Here is a 21,531-nt window from a genome sequence, read left to right as displayed (position 1 = left end):
TGTCACTCTTGCTTGTGTCTCGCTCACGGCCGGCGAGCCCATGCAGGCAAGGCTCGTGGGAACGATGTGGGTCGTCCACCCATTCTGTTGGAGAGCGAGGAGCACCAATGAAAGTATCCGCCATGGTCACCACCTTGGTCGCCGTCTCCCTCTGCGCCGGCGTGGCGCTCGCCGAGGGCGGCCGCGCCGCGCGCGCGCCGCGGCACATCGAGGTCCTCAGGTCGCGCGGCGACACGGTGGACCGGACCTACCGTTACAAGCCGCGGGACCAGGCCGCCGGGCGGCAGTGGCGTTCCGAGCGCGCCGAGCGCGCGTTGCCGAGCCGCTTCTCCCACGGACAGGAGCGGATCCGCTGCTCCGATACCGGCGCGGACTGCCCCTCTCGCGCGGCGACCGCCCACCGGACCCGCGGAGAGGCGCGCGCCGCCGCAGGGCGCGGGGCGTCGGCCCGCACGAGCGCCTCGCCGCTCAAGACCAAGGCCGAGTCGCGCATGAACTGCAGCGAGGCCGGGGAGTGCGCCGCATCGAGCGCCGGGGCGCGCCGCGCGTGGGCAGGGCGGTCGGCAGGGGCGGCCGCTGCCCAGGGGAAGGAGCGCGCGGCCCTGACGCCCGAGAGCGCGCAGCGGCAGAGCCCGCGCATGAGCTGCAACGAGGGCGACGACTGCGCCATGTCCAGCAAGGAGGCGGCGAAGTTCTGGGCTGCGGAATCCATCAAGGCAGGCACGAAATCCCCGAGCGTGATCGCCTCCGAGCGGGCCGAGCGGGCACGCCGGATCGCCGAGCGTCAGCGCGACCGCGACGCGCGGCGCGCGAAGGGCGACGCCTCCGCGAAGTGACCCCCGCTCCGCCCGACCGTACGGTCAGGCGTCCTTTCCCGCCGCGCGCCGCCAGCGGTCCTCGCGGCGCACCACCCGCCCCTCGCGCTCCAGCTTGATCAGGTGAGCCTCGAGGCTCAGCCGCGCGAGCGGCCAGACGAGCGGCGCCGTGTCGGCATAGGCGACCGGCAAGAGCGCCTCGATCGACGTGCCGCTCGCGCCGGCCGCGCTGGCCGCCTCGAGCGCCGCCAGCACCAGCCGCTCCCTCCCCAGCCGGTGCGCGATGTAGCGCCGGAACAGCGCCTCCGGCGCGTCGATCGGCCCGCCGTGCGCCGGCAGCACGACCCGCGCCCCGAGCCCCGCGAGCCGCTCGAGCTGCGCGAGGTACTCCGCCATGTCGCCCTCCCGGGGATCGATCAGGATGGTCCCCTCGCCGGCCACCATGTCGCCGCAGACCAGGGCGCCCTGCGCCTCGTCGAGGAAGCAGAGGTGGTCGGGCGCGTGCCCCGGCGTGTGGAGCACCCGCAGCGCCATCGGCTCCGGCCCGCCGAGCCGCACCACCTCCCCGTCCGCGAGGCGGCGCGCGAGCGGGACGCCCGGGAGGCGCGGGGCCGCCTCGGCGTGCCCCCAGACCGGCAGGCCGAGCTCGGCCGCGAAGAAGCGCGCCCCCCCGACGTGGTCGGCGTGGTGGTGGGTCACCGCGATCGCCGCGATCGACCGCCCCTGGGACGCGAAGCCGCGCGCCCACGCGAGCCACTCGCGGCGCTCGTCCTCGTACGGCGTGGCCGGCTCGACGAGCAGCACCTCGCCGCCGCCGAGCGCATAGCTGTTCGTGTGGGTCGCGGGCGGCAGGGTCGGCGTGCGCGCGGGGAAGGCCTCCACGCCGCGCACGCCGGGCCCGACGGGCTGCGGGCGGATCACCGCTCCACGACGACCGCGAGCGCCTCGCCGCCGCCGATGCAGAGCGTGGCCAGGCCGCGCTTCGCGTTCCGGTCCTTCATCGCGAAGAGCAGCGTCGTCAGGATGCGCGCCCCGCTCGCGCCGATCGGGTGGCCGAGCGCGACCGCCCCGCCGCGGACGTTGACCTTCTGGGCGTCGAGCCCCGAGAGCTTGTTCACCGCGAGCGCCACCACCGCGAACGCCTCGTTCACCTCGAAGAGGTCGATCTGGTCCGTCGGGATGCCGAGCTTCTTCGTGGTGTTCGCGATGGCCGCGGCCGGCGCCGTCGTGAACCACTCGGGCGCCTGCGCGGCGCCGCCATAGCCGACGATCCGCGCGAGCGGCGTGAGCTTGTGCTCCTTGACCGCGCGCTCGCTCGCCAGGACGAGCGCGCTCGCGCCGTCGTTGATCGACGACGCGTTGGCCGCGGTGATCGTCCCGTCCTTCTGGAACGCGGGCCTCAGCGACGCGAACTTCTCGGGCTTGCCCGCGGGCGGGCCCTCGTCCTCCTTCACGACCACCGCGTCGCCCTTCTTCTGCGGGACGGAGACGGGCGCGATCTCCGCGGCGAAGAGCCCCTCGCGCTGGGCCGCGACCGCGCGGCGGAAGCTCTCCTTCGCGTACTCGTCCTGCGCCTCCCGCGAGAAGCCGTGCTCCCTGGCGCACGCGTCGCCCGCGGTGCCCATGTGGAAGTTCCCGTACGGGTCCCACAGGCCATCGTGGATCATGCCGTCCACGAGCTTGCCGTCGCCCATGCGGTAGCCGGAGCGCGCCTGCGGGAGGTAGTAGGGCACGTTCGACATCGACTCCATGCCGCCGGCGACGACGACGTCCGCGTCGCCGAGCGCCACCGTCTTCGCGCCGAAGATGACGGCCTGGAGGCCCGATCCGCAGACCTTGCTCACGGTGGTGGCCGGGACCTTGCTCGGGATGCCGGCGTAGATGGCGGCCTGCCGGGCCGGAGCCTGCCCGATACCCGCGGACAGGACATTGCCGAGGAACACCTCCTCGACGGCCTCCGGAGACAGCTTTGCCCGCTCGAGCGCCGCCCGGATGGCGACCTCGCCCAGGCGGGGGGCGGGCAAGGGCGACAGTGCGCCCTGGAACGCGCCGATCGGCGTCCGGGCCGCTGCGACGATGTACACGGGGACGGGCAGGGTCATGATCTCCTCCAGCAGCGCTGATGCCATGTTATTCGATGACGCCGTCCATGCGCCTTGCGAATAGGCCTTGGGTACCTCGGTTGCCCCGGGGGGGCAAGCCGGCCCCGGGCGCTCCGCTGCCTGCGCGGCGGCGTGCACGGTTGCCTGCGCGGTTCGCTCGGTTCGTTCGGTTCGCGGGTTCACATCGATCGCCCCCTGCCTCGCGCCGCCGGCCGGGCTCTTCGCGACCCGGCTCTTCGCGACCCGGCTCCTCGCGATTCGCTCCGAGATCGTGTGTCGCCACCCAGCCGCCGCGCGCCGCGCCTCGCGGGAGGGACGCCGCGGCCGCGCGCGGGCGCGGGCAACCGGGAGTGGAGCGCAGTCGTCGTGCGGACGCCCTCGGACGGAATCCAAGCTCCGCCCGAGCCGGATCCGGGCTGGCCCTGAGCGCCCTCCGGGCCGAGGCCCCGCCGACTCGTCGCCTCGGCGCGGCGCGCGGCGACGCTGGCGTGGGCCGGCGGGCGCTATGTGGTACGCCGGGGACGTCGCGTGTTACCGTGCGCGCCGATGGGGAAGGGGGGCTGTCCTCCCTGCGCCCGGGTGGACAAGGAGCGAACGAGCGATGGTGAATGCAGGCGATCGTGCCCCCGATTTCTCTCTCGAAAGCGACAGCGGTAAGACGGTGGGCCTCACGGATTTCCCGGGCAAGACGGTCGTCCTCTACTTCTATCCAAAGGACGACACGCCCGGCTGCACGCGGGAGGCCCAGGCCTTCTCCGCGGCCCTGCGCGCCTTCGCCGAGGCCGGCGCCGTCGTGCTCGGCGTCTCCCGCGACTCCGTCGAACGCCACCGGAAGTTCAGGGACAAATACGATCTCGGGGTGACGCTCCTCAGCGATCCGGATCTCGCCGCGCACAACGCCTACGGCGTCTACGGCGAGAAGTCGATGTACGGCAAGAAGGTGATGGGTACGATCCGGAGCACCTTCATCATCGGCCCCGACCGCGCGGTGAAGCACGCCTTCAGCGGCGTGAAGGTCGACGGACACGCGGACGAGGTGCTCGCGCTCGTGCGCGGAGGCGGCAGAGGCGAGGCGCCGCCCGCGTCTTTGCCAGGGGCGACCGCGAAGAGCGCGGCCAAGGCGCCTGCGAAGGGCGCGGCCAAGGCGCCTGCGAAGAGCGCGGCCAAGGCGCCTGCGAAGGGCGCGGCCAAGGCGCCTGCGAAGACTCGATAAGGGACCGCATGAACCGTCGGACAACGACATAGCCGACTCGCGGCGTGCGGGCTGTCGATCACCTGATGGATGGCATCGCGAGGGCCTCGGGCGCGTGGACGGCGCGCTCGCCAAGCTGGACGGGCCCCGCGCTTCATGAAAGAATCTGTGCCGTTGCTTGCAAATCGATGAAACTACCACGATACCAGGGCTCATCTCTCGATCCGCTTCGTGTCAGGTGGAGCGATGAGCGCTGGAGCGAGGGAGCGAGGGAGCTGGATTATGATGTTGAAGCATCCGATGCTACGGACTTTTGCTTTGCTGAGCTGCCTCTCCGCGATCGCCGCGTGCGGCGACGACGAGCCGCCGCCCAAGGTGACCGAGGGGGACGGCGGCGGAGGCAGCGGGGGAGGGGGCAGCGGCGGCACCGGCGGCACCGGCGGCGTGCCGCCCGAGACGTGGGATCTCGACCGCAGCAAGCCGCTGTCGGACGTCGCTCCGGAGTTCACGGAGGCGGAGCACCCGCTCGCGCCGGGCGCCGTGTTGGCCGATCTCAAGGCCCCGCTCCCCACGAACGCCACCTGGATGAACTTCGCTCTCGGTGAGGGCGATCAGCGGATCAACGCCGCGCCGTACGACCTCAAGGCGGTCCGACAGGCGCTGTCGATCTCCCGGCCCGCCGTCGCGGTGGAGAGCAAGGCCGTCACCTCGGCGGACTTGACGCAGCTCGCGCTCAGCGCGCGCCAGGCCTTCTCCGGCCACACCGTCAAGTCGGCCGATCTGCTCTCGGTCACCGTGGAGTGGGCGGCGCCGGGCGGCACGATGACGGCGCCCATCGTGTACGGGATGCCTTACGTGACGGCCACCTACGACGGGCTCGCCCCCTCCGTCCGCGCCGGCGACGGCGTGGCGATCACCGAGGTGAACGGCGAGTCGACGAGCCCCACCACGGTCACGGGCGACCGATTCGAGATCTCGCTCAACAACGGCCAGACGTGGGTGCTCTATGCGTTCCCCGAGATCAGCCTCGAGTGGGACGCCCTCTCCATGACGGCGGACGAGCCGTACGAGGGCTCGCTCCGCCTCGCGCTCGTCCCCGGGCCGAACGCCGCGGCCGAGCTCGACGACCACGCCGCTGTCATCCCGGTCGGCGGCGACATCGAGGCCTCGGTCACCGAGGACGAGGCCACGGTGCGCTTCGTCTGGAAGACCGAGGGCGAGGGCGAGCTCCTGACCATGGCGCTGCCGCACCATCTGGATCACCTCAACATGTTCAAGCCGGCGGACGTCTCGTACCCGACCGTGATCGGCCAGATGAAGGGCATGTCCGGCGCGAGCTGGGAGCTCAAGTACCCGCTCAGCACGATCGGCTGGGACGCGCCGCGCCGCGTCTCGGACGAGTGGGGCGAGGCCGTCGTCGCGGCCCTCGAGGAGGACAAGGGGTTCATGCCCGACGAGGCGGTCGCCGGGACAGACCCCTATTTCGGGGGCAAGCAGCTCGCGAAGCTCGCGCGCCTCGCGCAGATCGCCGAGGTGGTCGGCAAGGCGGACCTCGCGGAGGAGCTCAGGGCGCGGCTCAAGTCGCGCCTCAACCCGTGGCTCAACGGCCAGAACGACAACCCCCTCGTCTACGACACGACCTGGGGCGGCCTCGTGACGACCAATGGCCTGACGGACCAGGCCGCCGACTTCGGCCAGGGGTATTACAACGATCACCACTTCCACTACGGCTACTTCCTCTACGCGGCGGCCGTGCTCGCGAAGAGCGATGAGGCGTGGCGCGAGGAGTACGGGGACAAGGCGCTCTGGCTCGTCCGGGACATCGCGAACCCGAGCGCCAAGGACAAGTTCTTCACGCCGTTCCGCAACATGGATTGGTTCAGGGGCCACTCGTGGGCGTCCGGGCTGTTTCCGTTCGCGGACGGCCGCAACCAGGAGTCGACCTCCGAGGCCGTCAACGCCTGGTACAGCATGCAGCTCCTCGGCGAGGCGCTCGAGAACGAGGACGTGGAGAACCTCGGTCGGGTGCTCCTCGCCCTGGAGACGGCCTCGGCGCAGACGTACTGGCAGGTGACCGCGGACAGCACGGTTTACCCCGAGCCGTTCAAGAACAACGGCGCTGTCGGCGTGCTCTGGTCCACGAAGGCCGACTTCGGGACGTGGTTCGGCGCCAACCCCGAGTACGTCTATGGGATCCAGCTGCTCCCGATCACGCCGATCTCGGAGTCGCTCATCTCCAAGGACTGGATCCAGGACGCGTGGCCCGCGATCTCGGACTCCACACCGGACGCCGAGGACCCCTGGAAAGCGTTCCTGATCGCGGCGCACGCGACCGTCGACAAGGAGGCGGCCTGGGAGGACGCGCAGACGCTCACCGAGCTCGACGACGGCCTCAGCCGGACCGCGCTCCTCTACTGGATCGCCACGCGGCCGTAGCGGGAATCGGTTCACCTTCGCGACCTAGTTACCATCAGGCCGCAATCCGGCCGTGGACGATCTTGGCATCGTCACGGCCGGGTCGCGTCCAGGTCGAACAGGGGCCGCCAGCGGAGAGCGAGCGGGTCCTCGGCCGACGCTTTCGGCGCTGCGACGGAGCCATGCTCGGCGCGTCGGGCCGTCACAGCTGCTCATCGCAGCGGCTATTGATCCAGCCTCACTGACGACGGCTCTCCGCGACCTCCGTCGTCCGGCCTGCGCTGTCCCGGCGAGCTTCGGTAGGGGCCGCTCCGTCCTCCGAGCTGGACTCGTCCTTTACTCCATGAAAGAATCGCGCCCCGCCGCGTTACGCTGCTTGGTGCGACAGAGCTAGCGTGAGGCTGGAGCTAGCGTTTGCGCCGCGTGGCATGAGGCGAGAGCGATTTGCTCTGGAACGGGAGAAGTGAGGATTATGCTTCTGAAGCATCCGAAGGTTCGGATCTTGGCTTTGTTATGCAGCGTTTTCGCGGTCGCCGTTTGTGGCGATAACGAGGCGACCGTCGTCTCTGGGACCGGCGGCGGTGGTGGCAGCGGCGGCGGTAACGGTGGCGCTGGCGGCGCCGGCGGCGCTGGCGGCACTGGCGCCGCCGGCGGCGTGCCGGTCGAGACGTGGGATCTCGACCGCAGCAAGCCGCTGTCGGATGTCGAGCCGGAGTTCACCGCGGTGGAGCACCCGCTCGCGCCGGGCGCCGTGCTGGCCGATCTCAAGGCCCCGCTTCCCACGAACGCCACCTGGATGAACTTCGCGCTCGGCGAGGGTGATCAGCGGATCAACGCCGCGCCGTACGACCTCAAGGCGGTCCGACAGGCGCTGTCGATCTCCCGGCCCGACGTCGTGGTGGAGAGCAGGTCCGTCACCTCGGCGGACCTGACGCAGCTCGCGCTCAGCGCGCGCCAGGCCTTCTCCGGCCACACCGTCAAGTCGTCCGATCTCCTCTCGGTCACCGTGGAGTGGACGGCGGAGGGCGGCACGATGACGGCGCCCATCGTGTACGGGATGCCGTACGTGACGGCCACCTACGACGGGCTCGCCCCCTCCGTCCGCGCCGGCGACGGCGTGGCGATCACGGCGGTCAACGGCGAGTCGACGAGCCCGACCACGGTCACGGGCGACCGATTCGAGATCTCGCTCAACAACGGCCAGACGTGGGTGCTCTATGCATTCCCCGAGATCAGCCTCGAGTGGGACGCCCTCTCGATGACGGCGGACGAGCCGTACGAGGGTTCGCTCCGCCTCGCGCTCGTCCCCGGGCCGAACGCCGCGGCCGAGCTCGACGACCACGCCGCTGCCATCCCGGTCGGCGGCGACATCGAGGTGTCGCTCAAAGGCGACACGGCTTCGGTGCGGTTCGTCTGGGAGACGACGGGGGAGGGCGATCTCCTGACCATGGCCATGCCGCACCATCGGGCGCGCCTCGGGACGGAAAGCACACTGGACCTCTCCTACCTCACTGTCGTCGGCCGGATGAAGGCCTATGCTGGGTCGAGCTGGGAGCTCAATTACCCGCTCAGTACCATCGGCTGGGACTGGGATCGCGTTCCCAAACCTCGTCCCGCTACGAGCACGAGCACCGGCTACTTCCCGGACGATCGGTACGGTGAGGATGTCATGGCGGCGCTCGAGGAGGATCGGACGTTCATGCCCGACGAGACGGTCATCGGGACAGACCCCTATTTCGGGGGAAAGCAGATCGCGAAGCTCGCGCGCCTCGCGCAGATCGCCGAGGTGGTCGGCAAGGCGGATATCGCCGGGGAGCTCAAGGATCGGCTCAAGTCGCGCATCAACCCGTGGCTCGACGGCCAGAACGACAACCCCCTCGTCTACGACACGACCTGGGGCGGCCTCGTGACGACCAGGGGCCTGGAGGACCAGTCCGCCGACTTCGGCCAGGGGTATTACAACGATCACCACTTCCACTACGGCTACTTCCTCTATGCGGCGGCCGTGCTGGCGAAGAGCGATGAGGCGTGGCGCGAGGAGTACGGGGACAAGGCGCTCTGGCTCGTCCGCGACATCGCGAACCCGAGCACCAAGGACCCGTACTTCACGCCGTTCCGGCACATGGATTGGTTCAGGGGGCACTCGTGGGCGTCCGGGCTGTTCCCGTTCGCGGACGGCCGCAACCAGGAATCGACCTCCGAGGCCGTCAACGCCTGGTACAGCATGCAGCTCCTCGGCGAGGCGCTGGGCAACAAGGACGTGAAGAACCTCGGCCGGGTGCTCCTCGCCATGGAGACAGCCTCGGCGCAGACGTACTGGCAGATCACCGCGGATAGCACCGTCTACCCCGAGCCGTTCAAGAAGAACGGCGCCGTCGGCGTGCTCTGGTCCACGAAGGCCGACTTCGGGACGTGGTTCGGCGCCAACCCCGAGTACGTCTATGGGATCCAGCTCCTCCCGATCACGCCCATCTCGGAGTCGCTCATCTCCACGGACTGGATCGATGACGCGTGGCCCGCGATCTCGGACTCCACGCAGGATGCGGAGGACCCCTGGAAAGCGTTCCTGATCGCGGCGCACGCGACCGTCGACAAGGAGGCGGCATGGGAGGACGCGCAGGCGCTCACCGCGCTCGACGACGGCCTAAGCCGGACCGCGCTCCTTTACTGGATCGCCACGCGGCCCTGAGCCGGCCGCCCCCTCCATCGAGCGCCCGGCGGCCGTGAGCCGCGGGCGCTCTCGATGGATCGCCCCGCGGTCGTGGGCCGGCCGCCTCGTCAATCGATGGGCTCGACCCGCACATCGACCGCGAGGCGCTCCGCCCCTCCGCCCACGTAGATCGTGCCCGAGGTCGGCGTCGCGTCCACGTAGTTGCGGCCGACCGCGACGCGGATGTGATCGGTCTGCGTCAGGATCCCGTTCGTCGGGTCGAAGCCCTTCCACCCGATCTCCGGCAGGTACACCTGGACCCAGGCGTGCGACGCCTCGCTCTGCCGCTGGTTCTCGTGCTTCGGCCCCGTGTAGATGTACCCGCACACGTAGCGCGAAGGCACGCCGAGCAGCCGCGTCAGGCAGATGAACAGGTTCGTGAAGTCCTGGCACACGCCGCGGCGGTTCGCGTACACGTCGAACGCCGTCGTGAACAGGTTCGTCGACCCCTGCTTGTACTCGTACTCCTCGAAGATCGACGCGTTCAGGTCGAGCAGCGTGTCGAGCAGATCGGAGCCGTTCCGGTCGACGAAGGTCATCGCGTACTCGCTGAGCTCCGCGAGCTCGCTCTCGGGCAGCTCCGGCGGCAGGAGGAACGGCTGCAGGATCTGGCGCTGCCACGGCATCCACACGAGCGGGATCGTCGACCGGGCGCGCAGCGGGCGGAAGCTCAGCGGATCGGTGTCGAGCAGCTCCACCCGCGACCTCGACTCGATGACGAGATCGTTGAACGGCGTGGCGGGTAGGAAGCGAGAGGGCGTTGCTTGCCGGCCACGCCGTGCCCGGGGCCCGTCCTCCGCGGTGCTGAGGGCGTCGACGGTGGCGCTCAACCCCCGATCGCCACCACGACGCCGAGCCGTGGACGCACCGCGGCCACCACGCCCTCGTAGCGGAGCACGTCGTGGCTCGCCGCGGCTACGCGGGCCGCGGGCCGCCCGCGGGCGGCTTCGGCGTCACGAGGGGGCGCCACGTCGAGCGGGCGTAACCGCCCAGCCAAGGGCATCGTGACCATCCGTGGGGGGCCGGCTACCTGTTGTCATCGCGACGCAGGAGGAAGCGATGGCGACGAGAGTGGAGTGGGCCGAGCGGGTGGGGCGATGGGAGCGGAGCGGGCTGAGTGCCGAGAAGTTCGCGCGGCGCGAGCGCCGCCCGCATGCCTTCCGCGAGCTGGCCGAGCAGCACCGTCCGCGGGTCCTCCGGTTTCGTCCGCGATTCGTCCGGCGTACGAGGTTCCGCGCACTTAGCTGCCGCCGTCTGCTTCGTCACCTCGTCGCCAGCATGCGGAAGCCTACGTGATTCCTGCGGATCTCGACGCGCGTCCAGGGTTCGAATCCCGCGGGGGACGCCATCGGTAGTGCACCTGGCACTACCCTCGACGGCGAGCATCGCCTCGAGCCCGACCTCCCCCTCGATCCGGTAGCGTTTGCCCTCGGGCGCCTCGATCGGGGTAAAGTGCAGGGGTCCGTCGAGGTGCGCTCGAGCGCCCTGCGCGCCTCGTCGGGATTGCTCCCCATCAGGCTGCGGAAGTCCTGTTGTCGCATCCGTAGAACGAGGCGCGCGCTGCCCTTCAGAGCTGCTGCACCCAGGTGTTGCAGGAGGAGAAGCCGACCTCGATCGGGAGCACGCCCGCGCTCAGCGAGATGTTGTTCGCGGTGCCCACGAACTGCCCGCTGGTGGTGAGGATTTCCGAGGTCTGAAAGCCCACGATCTCCCCGGCGGCCGCGCTGACGACGAGCGACTGCCCCTGGACACCGCTGAACGGCACGTCCAAGAGGGAGAAGCCGCCCCACGCGCCGATGCTGATGTTGGTCGCCACGCCGGCGCAGGTCGTGAGATAGCAGCCGAACTCTCCGTCACGGCCATAGACGACGCCGGTCTCGGCTCCCAGCGTCGCGCCGGCCTCGATCCCCACGCCGAAGCCGTAGGTCATCGTCGTCCCGCTGGACCAGGCGGCGCCTGCCAGCGTGGCGTCATAGAGCTCCTGGCAGCTGTTGACGTCGAGGTTCTGCAGCCAGCACACCGGCCCCACTCCATTGTAGCCCGTCTCGCACTTCGGATAGCAGAGCGCGCCGTTCTGGTCTTGGTCAGCGCGGCAATGGGGCGTGACGCCCGCGCCCCGCCCATAGGAGCTCTTCCCGAAGATGTGCGCGTTGATCCGGCAGGTGCAACCGTCGCTGGTGTAGCCGGGCGGGCACACGGAGCACCCCTTCGCGAGGGTGACACCACACTTATCGTACCAGGGGCACGACGAATTGTTGGCGCTGATGATCCGCGCGTCGCGACGGCAGGTCGCGCCGTCGTCGGAATAACCGGCAGGGCAGACCTGCCAGCAGACGGGGCCGACGCCCACATAGCCGCTGTTGCACTTGGGGTAGCACAGCGAGCCCTGCTGCTCGAAGCCTGGATCGCACGTATTCAGCGGCACCCCAGCGCCGCGCCCGTACGACGTCGCCGGAATGGCGACGCCGCTGGCGGTGACGCCGCCGGCGACGTGACTCTCGGAGCGGAAGAAACTCGCGATCCGGCCCTGCGGGGCGGTGAGGGCTTCGCGCGACTCGCCGATCTCCCCGGCCTCGCCGGCCTCGCCGGCCTCGCCGGCCTCGCCGTCAGTGGCCGTGTCCTCGTCGGTCACGTCTGCGCCGGCGACGCAGCCGGCGAGCACAGAAGCGATGAAGGAGATCGAAGCAACGTGCGAGAGATTCATAAGCCTACGCTTGGTCATGTGGCCTCCTCGTGGTTGACGTGACCTGCGGGGCCATGGCGCGCTGCGAGGCGTCGCCGGCCTTCATCGAAGCGTGGAGCTATCGCCGCGCCGCCTCTCGGCGAGGCACGGCCCCGCGGTCCACATCCGTCTTTACGGATCGCCGACGGCGTGCGTTTCAAAAAAAGCGACGAGCTGGCCGAGGAGGCCGCCGATCCTGCGAGTCGCCCTGGAGGTGCCTCGCGACGCGCCGCCCACGACGGAGTCACCCGACCTGGCGGCGCGATGATGGTGGCCCGCCGCCCGTGGTGCCCGAGCCGAAAGGTGAGCGCCCCGGGACGATGCTGGCGGGCGCGAGGGCGGCTACGCTGCCGCGATCATGCCCGCAGCGGGCGGCTCGGCGGCGGCATCAGCCACCATCCCACGACGGCGCCCACCGCAGTGACCACGAGCACCGGCAGGACGTGGCCGAGCAGGAGGTGACGAGGCCCCGTGACCGGGCACCACAGATCGGTGAGCCCCCAGGCGAGAGCCCCCACCGCGGCGCCGAGCGCAGCGCCCGTGACCGCGGGGTGTCGTGGATCGGTGCCGCGGCGCGCGAGCAGGAGCAAGGTGAGGGGGAGCGCGGAGGTGATCAGGCACAAGAGGAGGCAGCGCAGCCCGAGCCTCGCCGGCGCTTCGGCGACGGCGCCGAGGGCGCCGCTCCAGCCGAGCTTCCAGCCGAGCAGCAGGGCCGGCGCCGAGGCGGCGGAGGCGATCAGCGCGCCGCGCGGGCGGCCGAGCCTTCCGGTAGCGCAGAGAACTCCAGCATCGTTCTAACGAATCATCGGTTTCACCAATGGCAGTAGCAGATTGCCATCGGACCGGCTCACCACGAGAGCAGATATTGCCGGAGCGAAGTTTTTCCGTCGCAGCGTGGACCTGCTGCGCACCGCGACGTGGCATGCCACAGCATCTCGGTCGCGGCCCGCATTTCGCGTTCGGCCGCCGCCGTGCTCTTCCCCGGCGGACACCCCTCGCCCCCATCACGCCGCCGCGCCGGCCCGCCCGCCGCGGTGCCTGAGCTCCGGCGTCCAGGAAGAGCACCGGGGCATCATCCCCAGCAGCCTGCTCGCGGTTCAAGACGAGGGGCGCAGCGTGGGATCGTCGCCCGAGAGCTGGGGCAGCATCGCGACGAACGCCCAGTCCTGCCCGCCCGAGTCCTCGAACGTCAGGTGAACGCGGTCGCCGTCGCGCTCGAACGTGATGGTGAACAGCGCACGATCGAGTACGGCGTCGTCCGTCGTCGTGAACGGCTCCTCGTAGTCCTCCTCGACGAGGAACTCGGCCGACGCCGCCGCGCGATCCTGCGGATCGTCCACGCGCACCACCAGCCGCGGCGCGTCGGTGGAGTGCACCGCGCCGAGCCCGCGCAGCAGCACCTCACGCAGCCACGCGCCGCCGAGATCGAAGCCGCCGCCCCAGAAGAATACCAGGCGATCGACGCTGAGCACGTTCGCCTCGTCGTTGAACAGGCCCTTGAGCAGGAACCGCGACGTTGCGTCGCCTGGCCACGGCACGCCGTGCCGCCGCCCGAGCTCGACCAGCGGCGCGGGCACGGCGCCCTCGCTCCACGGCGCGTCGGCGGTCTTCTCGTAGATGGCATAGTCGGCGACGAGCCGCCGCAGCTCCGCCGCGGCCTGCTCCGCCGCAGCGACCGTCGAGAACTCCGCTGCCTGCATCACGACCTGACTCATGCATGCAGCGTATACGATTCCGCGGGGCGACTGCGAGGAAACCGCCTGTTCACGGGACGCCGCGCTCCAGGCGACCCCGGACCACGACGGGACAGGCTGCTGTCGTTCGTGGAAGCCCGCGGTCTCGCACTCACCGAGTGCTAGCGACAGCGTATCGAGCGACGCGCGCGTCACTCCGAAGGACGTCGGCTGCGAGCGCTTCGCGACGGTCACGTGCTGCGCAGGGACGGGGACGGCGACGGGGACCGGACGCCGGGGGCGCGGCACGACGTGGAGGCGGGCGGCGGGGAGGAGCGGTGAGCGGAGACGAACGGTCAGTTGATGTCGAAGAACTCCTGGCAACAGCCCTGCCCACGAAGACCCTGGAGCACTCGGGGTGCGAGTCGAACAGAGCGTCGATATCGAGGAAGTCCGCACAAGTGTTCTACAGTACGGCAATGCAGCGCGCGGCTCTCTCGTACTCCTGGACGGAGGGGGCCGAGTGGCCGGGCAGCTTTCCCGGTCCCATGGCGCGTGCCGCCACCCGCCGCCTGCGACGCAGCTCCGGCGACGCTTGCGCGACGCGGAGCATGTCGGATGTGGATGCGAGGCGAGCGGCCGATCCGTGGTGCGAGCGGCGCCCTCACCTCGCTCGGCGCACACCCATCTACATCGCAATATCGCACCGAGCGTGCCGCGGAGATCTGGCCTGTGACGCTCCGGCGCGACGAGTGGACGCGCGTCCCGGCGGAGCGCGGGAGCGGTCGCCTCGTCGCGTCCGGGGCGCGGGCATCGGCGCGTGATGGCAGTCCTTCCCGCTTTTGCCTCCCGGGGGGCTGGCAAACCTTGCCATGAAGGCAACGCTTGCCATGCGCACGCCGGTCCAGGGCGAGTCCCACGGCGTGCTCGATCCCGGGGCTCCGCTCGTACACTCCTGCGCAGCCCCCGGCGCCCTCCTGTGTGGCCCCCGGCGCCCTCCTGCGCGGCCTCGGCGCCCTCCTGTGCGGCCCCCGGCGCCCTCCTGCGCGGCCTCGGCGTCCTCCTGTGCGGCCCCCGGCGCCCTCCTGCGCGGCCTCGGCGTCCTCCTGTGCACCGCCGTTGGTGTCCTATGCAACACTCGCCGCCGTCCTACGCGGCCCCGTGCCCCCTCCTGGGCGCCTTCATTGGTGTCCTTTATTACAATCGTCCGACTCCTGCGCAGCCCCGGTGGTCTCCTGCGCAGCCCCGTCGCCGTCTCGGGTGCCTTTTGTGGTTGCTGCGCAACACTTTCTCCCTTCCGGCTCGCCGTCTTCCGTTCCGTCCTCCTGCTACCCGAGCATCGGCCTCGTCGCGCTGCACGCCGGGGTGACCGTGCGCGACAGCGAGATCGAGACGTCCGACGGTGGCCAGGGCGGCGAGCCCCAGCGAGGCGGACGGCGGGCTCTCGAGCGTCGGCGGCAAGGGCGCTGACGGATTGCCCGGCGGCGCGGAGGACGGACGCGACGGCGGCCCGGCGCGGTCGGCCGGTGAGACCATCCGGTGCCGTATTGAAATCTCCAGGGCCGTGCTCCAGGTCCACACGGCAGCATGTGGAGCGCACTGGCCGAGGACCGGCGGCAAAGAAACGAGGGCTGGCGCACCCGGCCAGGGCATCGGCCGCATCAGCGAGGCCGCGAGGCCGGCTGGGCGACGGACTGGGCCGGCGACGGCGGCCGGGGCACGCCGGGCCAGGGCGGCGGCGGCGCCCGCAGGGGCGTGTCGGTGATCATCGCGTCCCGCGTCCGATCGGTGAAGACCGCGGCCCCATGATCGGCAGCGTTCACCGTTCACCGCCGGCACCTACGCCGATCTGGGCCGCGCTCGCCTCCGCGGCGTAGACGTTACGCCCGCCGAAAAGTCGAAGGCCCAAGGGCTGCCACCCTCGGGCCTTCTGGAGCTCCGCGTTGCCGGAGTCCCCCACCTTCATCACAAGCCGGGCTCCAGGTCCAGAAAGCGGCGTCATGGAGCCCGTTGCCTTCGTCCGCCTACCGCCTCGCCCACTGCGCCCGCTGCCGCGTCCAGCTTCGCCTCTGCCGTCGCTGCGATCGCGGCCAGCGCCTCTGCCCCGACTGCCGCCCGCTCCGGCGTCGTGAGTCGCTCCGTCGCGCCGGCGTCGCCTACCAGAGCCGGCCTCGCGCTCGCCGCCTCCATGCCGCTCGCCAGGCCCGGTATCGGGACCGGCAGCGGGACAAGTTCTCCGCGCAGAAAGTGACGCATCACGGGGTGACACAAGCCGCGGCCCCGTCGATGTCCCAGCTCGCGCCGGAGATCACCCCCGGCCGAAAGGACAACGATGACGATTGGATCCGAGATGTCGACCGCTGCTCGCTCTGCGGAGCGCGGCTTCCGCCCTGGGCCCTGCGCGAGCGGCGCGCTCGGTCAGCTGTTCACCGACGCGCTCCCCGCGTCCCACGAAGCCCTCCGCGGTGACGGGAGGCGGTGGTGATCGCGAAAGAGAAGGAGGCCGAGGTTCTGCGCCTCTATCATGGTGAGAAGTGGCCCGTGGGCACCATTGCCGCTCAGCTCGGGCTGCACCACACCACCGTTCAGCGCGTGCTCGGGCAATCGGGCGTCGACCCGAAGGTCGTCGCGCCGCGCCCGTCGATGGTCGACCCGTTCGTGCCCTTCATCGTCGAGCAGCTCGGCAAGTATCCCTCGCTGCGCTCCAGTCGCCTCTTCGGCATGCTCAAGGAGCGGGGCTATCCGGGCGGTCCCGATCATCTGCGCCGGGTGATCGGCCGTCTCCGCCCCAAGAAACCGGCAGAGGCATTTCAGCGGCTGCGCACGCTGCCCGGCGAGCAAGCGCAGGTCGACTGGGCGCACTTCGGCAAGCTGGCTGTCGGCCGGGCGCTGCGCCCGCTCTGGGCCTTCGTCATGGTGCTCAGCTACTCGCGGCGGCTCTTCCTGCGCTTCTTCCCGAGCGCGGCGATGCCCTTCTTCGTGCGCGGGCACGTCGAGGCGTTCGCGGTCCGGACCTACGCCGACCTCGACGACCTCAACCGACAAGCGACCGAGTGGACCAGCTCCGCAGCGCTCGATCGCTCCTGGGTCGAGGACCGCGCCCGCACCGTGCGCCAGGCCTTCGACGACGTATAGCTGTACACTACTGGCACCAAGCGGAAGGCATCCTACCGTATAGCTGTACACTACTGGTCGACCCCATTGGCGTCAACCTCCGGCATGGGAAAGTCGGTCGGCTCGGTCAGGCTCACGAGGTGACGATACTCCCGCCGTCGGGCGCTAGAGCCGTCCGGCCGAAGTCCTCGAGTTTAGCGCGGTTTGAACAATCGCGCGGCAGCGGAATAGGTGGACTTCGTAGCGGAATCGGGTCATGTGTGCGCTCACATCGCAGCCGCCGCACAGCAGCGAGTCGTTCGAATTTTTCCGCTCAGGTAGCAGGTTGGCCTGAGGGCCGTCGTCAAGACAGCGCGCTCGGAGCTCCGAGGTATCCCATGAGGCAACTAGCTCCTTCTGTTCTCATTCTAGTTCTTGCTTGCTCGAGCGAGTCCGCTCCCGGCGACGGCTACAGCCCAGGGGCGAGCGGTTCGAGCTCGGGTGCCGCGGGCTTGGGCGGAACCGAGACCAGCTCTGGCGGCGGCGCTAACCCCGCCGGAGCGGGCGGCACGGGCGAGGCCGCTGGCAACAGCTCGGGTGGTACCACTGCGGGGTCCGCAGGCACCGGCACGAGCTCCGGAGGCAGCGACTCGGGCGCGGGCGGTGGCGGGACCGATTCTGGCGGGAGCGCCGCGAATTCTGGTGGCTCCGCCGGTACGGGCGGTAGCGGCGGCCAGGTCAATCGGCCCGAAGTGGTGCTGGCGGGTGACAATGTGAACGCTAACGGACCGCTCCCGACGACGGTTCAGGACCTCTCGTTCAGCGGCGGTGGCCACATTCTCGTCAGGCCGACGACGCTCACCACCGAGCCCAACAAGAAGCACCCGGTGGCCATTTGGGGTCCGGGCGGAGGTACCCCTCCTCGCGACTACCTACAGCTGCTGACGCGCATGGCCTCGCAGGGCTTCGTCCTCGTCGGTATTCGAGAGTCGACGGGCGACGCCGTGCTCATGTCGGCGGCGATCGATTGGCTGGAGGCTCAGGACGCCGATCCGAACAGCCCCATGTACGGCCGCTTGATCCTCGACCGCGTTGGTGTGTTCGGGCACTCGATGGGCGGGCTGTCGTCGGAAGCGGCTGCTCAAACCGATAAGCGCGTCTCCACCGCGTTGCTCGACAACAGCGGCTCCTTCGAGCACAACGCCCTCGTCAATCTCAAGATCCCTGTCGGCATCATCTACGGTGAAACGGGTCAAGAGGCGCCCAACGCCGAGGGTGACTTCAACAACGCCGGCAACAAGGGGCCAGTCTGGCTCGGCAAGATGAAGGGCGGTGGTCACGGCTCGGGGCCTTGGGACGGCGCCGGAGCGAACGTTGCTTGGATGCGTTGGCACCTCGGCGGGGAGAACTCCCGCAAGGACGCGTTCCTCAAAGACGGTGGCGACTACAACAACAAGGGCGTGTGGCAGACTCAGTCCAAGAATTGGAACGGGTGGAAGAACTGGAACGAGTGACAGGCGGTACACCGAGCAGACCTTCGTGCTCGGCAGCATCACGTTTCAGGACGGGCTCGTGACATGAGCCCGGCTGGCTGCGTCTGGCGCGCCCTGTTCTTCGAGGATGTCGCAACCTAGCAGGCGATCGAGCGGCACGTAGGTGTCCGGCTTGCCCGCTTCGCCGGCGACTCGCACGCCGACCGTGCTGGGCATGTAGTGGCCTTGTCGCTCGCGACGCCATAGCTTGCGCGCCGGCTTGTAGCTGGAGCTCACCTCCGCGCGCGCGAGCACGCCGTTCCAGTAGACTCGCCGCCGCCGCTCCTCTGGAATGACGCTGCGCGGGAACGCGCTCAGCAGGCTCTCGTCGACGTGCGCCGCTTGAAAGCCATGGTAGCGCTTCACGCCCGCGTGAAGGTCGTGGACGCGCGCTACCATGAGGAGCAGGAGGAGGAACTCGCCCTGGGCTCGCGTCAGCCGCAGCCGCTTGTCGTCGACCTCGAGGTCGATCGAGGTGGGGCAGAGCAGCGCGAACAAGGGGCCCAGCTTCTCGCGCGCGTAGCTCGAGTCCTTGAACGCGCGCCGTAGCGCGAAGTGCACCGGCATGCACCCGAGGCTGTCCACGGCGTCCAGCCGGGCGCCGCGCTCGATGAGCGTCTCGACCAGCGCGACGTTGCCGGCTTCTGCGGCCATCATCAGCGGGGTCAACCCGAACATGCTGCGGTGCTCGAGGCCGTGCTTGGACACTTCCTGGAGGACCTTGGCAGTGTCGTTGGAGTAGTGGCCCATGGCGCGCTCACGCCCGTCGTCACGCCGCATTCGCTCGCCACCTACGACGCCCTAAGGAAGGAGCCGACGCCATGACCGCTCTAACGCCCACCGAGACAAGGGCCCGCCTGAAGGGCCTCGGCCTGTTTGGTCTGCTCGCGTGCTGGGAGGAGCTCGCCGACAAGCCCTGGCTTCGCGAGGTGCTCGCCATCGAGGAGCGCGAGCGCCACAAGCGCAGCCTTGAACGCCGCATCAAAAACTCCCGCGTAGCCGCCTTCAAGCCCATGGCCGACTTCGACTGGTCCTGGCCCAAGAAAATCGACCGCGAGGCCGTCGACGACCTCTTCGCTCCCGGCTTCATCACCGCCGGCCACAACGCCGTGCTCGTCGGCCCCAACGGCGTCGGCAAGACCATGATCTTGAAGAACGTCGCCCACCAGGCCGTCATCCGCGGTCACACGGTCCGCTTCTCGACCGCGAGCGACATGCTCGCCGACCTCGCCGCGCAGGAGTCCTCGGCCGCGCTCGCGCGCCGGCTGCACCGCTGCACGGTTCCCGCCCTTCTTTGCATCGACGAAGTCGGCTATCTCTCCTACGACGGCCGCTACGCCGACCTGCTGTTCGAGGTCGTCACTCGTCGCTACGACGCGCAGAAGCCGATCCTGCTCAGCACGAACAAGGCCTTCTCCGACTGGGGCCAGGTCTTCCCGCACGCCGCCTGCGTCGTCACGCTCGTCGACCGGCTCGTGCACCGGGCCGAGGTGATCGAGATCGAGGCCGAGAGCTACCGGCTCAAGGAAGCCAAGGAGCTGAGCGCCTCCCGCATCAAGCAGCGCCGCGCCAAGAAGCACTGAGCCGCCTCTTCACCGGTGAACTTCACCGGCGTCGGATGCGGGTTTCACCGGCACCGGGCGCGGATTTCACCGGTGAACTTCACCGAATCCCTGCGGATTGCCGCGATCATCAACAGGGCGGCGCCGTGTGCGTGCTCGCCGCGCCCGCCCTCGCCGCGCTCCCTGCTGTCGTGGCGCTGAACGCGGCGGTGTCGCTGGCGCTGCTGGTCCTCGCCGTCCGCGCGTTTCCGCCGCCGCCGATCGTGACCATGCTGGTCGCGACAGCGTGCTTCGGCGCGGCGCTCGTGGTGGGGTGAGCGTGCGGGCGAAGATAGCCCCATCGCCCATCGCCGTCGCCACGAGCGGGCCGTCGGACGAACCGTTGCGGCATCGCTCGTTCAGGTTCCGGCGGACCGCGCCGCCATCAGATGATCTGGTCACATGGTCTGCGTCTTCTACTCAATCTGGGCCTGATCTGGCTAACGCCCTGCCGGTCTGCCGCGGTCCGGGCACCGCACGAAGCGCGCTGCCCGACCGTCGGCAGCATTGACTCGCTGGGCGGCTCTGCGTGTATAGCGCGGCTCACGTGGAAGTTGGTCAAAGCCTCGTTCATGCAGATTTATCGTTCATGCGAATTTGTAAGTTTCTTGAGCTTCACGCCCATTCTCAGGCTTCTCCGGCGGCCGCGAGGACGTGCTGCTTGAGCGCGGCGCCGATGTGAAAACCTCGACGACTGAGCGCGTCCATCCACGCTCGGACCTCGTCAAGGTGCCCCTGACGTTTCCCCTCGAGCAGGACGCCGAGGGTCCCCGTCATCCGTAGCCCATGTCGCCGGCCCACCTTTCTGCCGTCTACCTCGTCGATGAGCAACAGCGACGCGCTCCTCTCAACCGCCAGCGCGATGGCCGCAGCTTCTCCGGGGTCGAGCTGCACGAGGAGCTGCCGCAGAAAAGGCCCATCGAGCGGCGCGGCCACGACCAGCGCATCGGCACCTGGCGCCTCACGCCAGGCGCCGAGGACGTGCCGGCCTCGATCGAGTTCGTCGACCACCTGGGCGGGGACGAGCACGCGCCCGAACAGAAGCCCGAGCAACGGAAGCTGTCCGATCCGGAGGAGGTGCGACACAGGCGTGTTGTTCGTCACCACCAGCGGCGTCGTCATGGGAGCCCGCCACTGCCCGCGGCTCGCCGGAACGCAGCGAGGTCGGCGAGATCCTGATCGAAGTCCTCGACCGTGAGCCGTGACGGGATCCCGCGCTGCCCGAGGAGGTCGTCGAAGGCAACCCGATCCATCCCCGACAGCCGGCGAGCGGCGGCCTTGGGCAAGAGCTCGCGAGCGTACAGATGCACGGCCAGCTCTCGCTTGAGCACGGCCTCCCTCTCGGCTGGTGGAATGCGTGCCTCGTCGAGGATGTCGTCCGAAATTTCGAGGTTGAACGATCCCATGCTGCCTCACGTCCTGCCGGTGCACGCCGAGGATCCCACCCGACGCCGTGGCCTGCAAGGCCGAGATGCTCCCCGCCCCACGCTGCCCGGGTCGACGGCCGGGCGAACGCTCACGTGACCCCGGGTCCACGCCACGCGAATGTCGCATCGACGCAGCTCACTCATCGTCGGTGCGATCGTCGTCGGGAGCGACGTCCGCCGGGACGTAACCGCCCAGCCGTCGCCATGGGCGCAACCCCTTGCGGCTCTCGCCGGGGTCGACGATGCTGG

The 21,531-nt window shown here is 69.8% G+C and carries 18 protein-coding genes and 1 pseudogene; 8 read left to right on the top strand and 11 right to left on the bottom strand.

Annotated features, from left to right (window positions below):
- The first annotated feature begins 107 nt into the window (after positions 1-107).
- Positions 108-836, top strand: a complete 729-nt coding sequence (locus tag WMF29_RS37880; RefSeq protein WP_437324969.1) for a hypothetical protein — start codon at positions 108-110, stop codon at positions 834-836.
- Positions 837-860: 24 nt separating this feature from the next.
- Here the strand turns inward: WMF29_RS37880 and WMF29_RS37875 are convergent, their stop codons facing one another.
- On the bottom strand, positions 861-1,736 hold the full coding sequence (locus WMF29_RS37875; RefSeq protein WP_437324968.1) for an MBL fold metallo-hydrolase: 876 nt from the start codon (positions 1,734-1,736) through the stop codon (positions 861-863).
- Positions 1,733-2,917: an acetyl-CoA C-acyltransferase gene (locus WMF29_RS37870; RefSeq protein ID WP_437331209.1), complete on the bottom strand. Its 1,185-nt coding sequence runs from the start codon at positions 2,915-2,917 to the stop codon at positions 1,733-1,735. Before WMF29_RS37870 ends, WMF29_RS37875 begins: the two co-directional genes overlap by 4 nt.
- A gap of 601 nt (positions 2,918-3,518) precedes the next feature.
- Here WMF29_RS37870 and WMF29_RS37865 point away from each other — a divergent pair.
- The 3 genes from WMF29_RS37865 to WMF29_RS37855 all read left to right on the top strand — a co-directional run bounded on the left by WMF29_RS37865 (position 3,519) and on the right by WMF29_RS37855 (position 9,213).
- Positions 3,519-4,130, top strand: coding sequence for a peroxiredoxin (locus tag WMF29_RS37865; RefSeq protein ID WP_437324967.1), 612 nt, complete (start codon positions 3,519-3,521; stop codon positions 4,128-4,130).
- Positions 4,131-4,391: 261 nt separating this feature from the next.
- On the top strand, positions 4,392-6,545 hold the full coding sequence (locus WMF29_RS37860) for a glycosyl hydrolase (protein ID WP_437324966.1): 2,154 nt from the start codon (positions 4,392-4,394) through the stop codon (positions 6,543-6,545).
- Between the two features lie 487 nt (positions 6,546-7,032).
- Positions 7,033-9,213, top strand: coding sequence for a glycosyl hydrolase (locus WMF29_RS37855; RefSeq protein WP_437324965.1), 2,181 nt, complete (start codon positions 7,033-7,035; stop codon positions 9,211-9,213).
- A gap of 89 nt (positions 9,214-9,302) precedes the next feature.
- Here the strand turns inward: WMF29_RS37855 and WMF29_RS37850 are convergent, their stop codons facing one another.
- The 6 genes and pseudogenes from WMF29_RS37850 to WMF29_RS37825 form a co-directional block, all read right to left on the bottom strand.
- Positions 9,303-10,064, bottom strand: coding sequence for a transglutaminase-like domain-containing protein (locus WMF29_RS37850; RefSeq protein WP_437324964.1), 762 nt, complete (start codon positions 10,062-10,064; stop codon positions 9,303-9,305).
- Positions 10,061-10,237 carry a hypothetical protein gene (locus WMF29_RS37845; RefSeq protein WP_437324963.1) on the bottom strand — a complete coding sequence of 59 codons (177 nt, stop codon included), beginning with the start codon at positions 10,235-10,237 and terminating at the stop codon, positions 10,061-10,063. The genes WMF29_RS37850 and WMF29_RS37845 overlap by 4 nt, the downstream gene beginning before the upstream one ends.
- A gap of 564 nt (positions 10,238-10,801) precedes the next feature.
- Complete coding sequence (locus WMF29_RS37840; RefSeq protein WP_437324962.1) at positions 10,802-11,956, bottom strand: hypothetical protein; 1,155 nt, start codon at positions 11,954-11,956, stop codon at positions 10,802-10,804.
- Between the two features lie 356 nt (positions 11,957-12,312).
- A pseudogene (locus tag WMF29_RS37835) lies at positions 12,313-12,723 on the bottom strand (NrsF family protein); the annotation flags it as partial.
- A gap of 330 nt (positions 12,724-13,053) precedes the next feature.
- Complete coding sequence (locus WMF29_RS37830; RefSeq protein WP_437324961.1) at positions 13,054-13,671, bottom strand: hypothetical protein; 618 nt, start codon at positions 13,669-13,671, stop codon at positions 13,054-13,056.
- A 1,619-nt stretch (positions 13,672-15,290) separates the two neighbouring features.
- Positions 15,291-15,452 carry a hypothetical protein gene (locus tag WMF29_RS37825; RefSeq protein WP_437324960.1) on the bottom strand — a complete coding sequence of 54 codons (162 nt, stop codon included), beginning with the start codon at positions 15,450-15,452 and terminating at the stop codon, positions 15,291-15,293.
- Between the two features lie 658 nt (positions 15,453-16,110).
- Between WMF29_RS37825 and WMF29_RS37820 the strand changes: the two genes are divergently transcribed.
- Together WMF29_RS37820 and WMF29_RS37815 are read left to right on the top strand one after the other, a co-directional pair.
- On the top strand, positions 16,111-16,764 hold the full coding sequence (locus tag WMF29_RS37820; RefSeq protein ID WP_437324959.1) for a hypothetical protein: 654 nt from the start codon (positions 16,111-16,113) through the stop codon (positions 16,762-16,764).
- A gap of 731 nt (positions 16,765-17,495) precedes the next feature.
- The gene (locus WMF29_RS37815; protein WP_437324958.1) at positions 17,496-18,236 is read left to right on the top strand and encodes a poly(ethylene terephthalate) hydrolase family protein; all 741 of its coding nucleotides are present in this window, start codon (positions 17,496-17,498) and stop codon (positions 18,234-18,236) included.
- Between the two features lie 45 nt (positions 18,237-18,281).
- Here WMF29_RS37815 and WMF29_RS37810 read toward each other — a convergent pair whose 3' ends face one another.
- Positions 18,282-19,034, bottom strand: a complete 753-nt coding sequence (locus WMF29_RS37810) for an ankyrin repeat domain-containing protein (protein ID WP_437324957.1) — start codon at positions 19,032-19,034, stop codon at positions 18,282-18,284.
- Between the two features lie 41 nt (positions 19,035-19,075).
- Here WMF29_RS37810 and WMF29_RS37805 point away from each other — a divergent pair, with 41 nt between their 5' ends.
- Together WMF29_RS37805 and WMF29_RS37800 are read left to right on the top strand one after the other, a co-directional pair.
- Positions 19,076-19,837, top strand: coding sequence for an ATP-binding protein (locus WMF29_RS37805; protein ID WP_437324956.1), 762 nt, complete (start codon positions 19,076-19,078; stop codon positions 19,835-19,837).
- Positions 19,838-19,962: 125 nt separating this feature from the next.
- The gene (locus WMF29_RS37800; protein WP_437324955.1) at positions 19,963-20,133 is read left to right on the top strand and encodes a hypothetical protein; all 171 of its coding nucleotides are present in this window, start codon (positions 19,963-19,965) and stop codon (positions 20,131-20,133) included.
- A gap of 349 nt (positions 20,134-20,482) precedes the next feature.
- Here WMF29_RS37800 and WMF29_RS37795 read toward each other — a convergent pair whose 3' ends face one another.
- Positions 20,483-20,977 carry a DUF3368 domain-containing protein gene (locus WMF29_RS37795; protein ID WP_437324954.1) on the bottom strand — a complete coding sequence of 165 codons (495 nt, stop codon included), beginning with the start codon at positions 20,975-20,977 and terminating at the stop codon, positions 20,483-20,485.
- Positions 20,974-21,261, bottom strand: coding sequence for a UPF0175 family protein (locus WMF29_RS37790; RefSeq protein ID WP_437324953.1), 288 nt, complete (start codon positions 21,259-21,261; stop codon positions 20,974-20,976). The genes WMF29_RS37795 and WMF29_RS37790 overlap by 4 nt, the downstream gene beginning before the upstream one ends.
- Positions 21,262-21,531 lie beyond the last annotated feature (270 nt).

Origin of the sequence: Sorangium sp. So ce381, from assembly GCF_051473845.1 — a bacterium.
Classification (GTDB): Bacteria; Myxococcota_A; Polyangia; order Polyangiales; family Polyangiaceae; genus Sorangium; species Sorangium atrum.
This window is presented reverse-complemented; position numbering and strand designations above follow the sequence as displayed.

Bases quoted from the DNA above. Each gene is read 5' to 3' on its own strand.
- WMF29_RS37880 (WP_437324969.1), top strand. From the start codon at position 108: ATGAAAGTATCCGCCATGGTCACCACCTTGGTCGCCGTCTCCCTCTGC.
- WMF29_RS37870 (WP_437331209.1), bottom strand. From the start codon at position 2,917: ATGACCCTGCCCGTCCCCGTGTACATCGTCGCAGCGGCCCGGACGCCG.
- WMF29_RS37865 (WP_437324967.1), top strand. From the start codon at position 3,519: ATGGTGAATGCAGGCGATCGTGCCCCCGATTTCTCTCTCGAAAGCGAC.
- WMF29_RS37860 (WP_437324966.1), top strand. From the start codon at position 4,392: ATGATGTTGAAGCATCCGATGCTACGGACTTTTGCTTTGCTGAGCTGC.
- WMF29_RS37845 (WP_437324963.1), bottom strand. From the start codon at position 10,237: ATGCCCTTGGCTGGGCGGTTACGCCCGCTCGACGTGGCGCCCCCTCGT.
- WMF29_RS37840 (WP_437324962.1), bottom strand. From the start codon at position 11,956: ATGACCAAGCGTAGGCTTATGAATCTCTCGCACGTTGCTTCGATCTCC.
- WMF29_RS37830 (WP_437324961.1), bottom strand. From the start codon at position 13,671: ATGAGTCAGGTCGTGATGCAGGCAGCGGAGTTCTCGACGGTCGCTGCG.
- WMF29_RS37810 (WP_437324957.1), bottom strand. From the start codon at position 19,034: ATGCGGCGTGACGACGGGCGTGAGCGCGCCATGGGCCACTACTCCAAC.
- WMF29_RS37805 (WP_437324956.1), top strand. From the start codon at position 19,076: ATGACCGCTCTAACGCCCACCGAGACAAGGGCCCGCCTGAAGGGCCTC.
- WMF29_RS37795 (WP_437324954.1), bottom strand. From the start codon at position 20,977: ATGACGACGCCGCTGGTGGTGACGAACAACACGCCTGTGTCGCACCTC.
- WMF29_RS37790 (WP_437324953.1), bottom strand. From the start codon at position 21,261: ATGGGATCGTTCAACCTCGAAATTTCGGACGACATCCTCGACGAGGCA.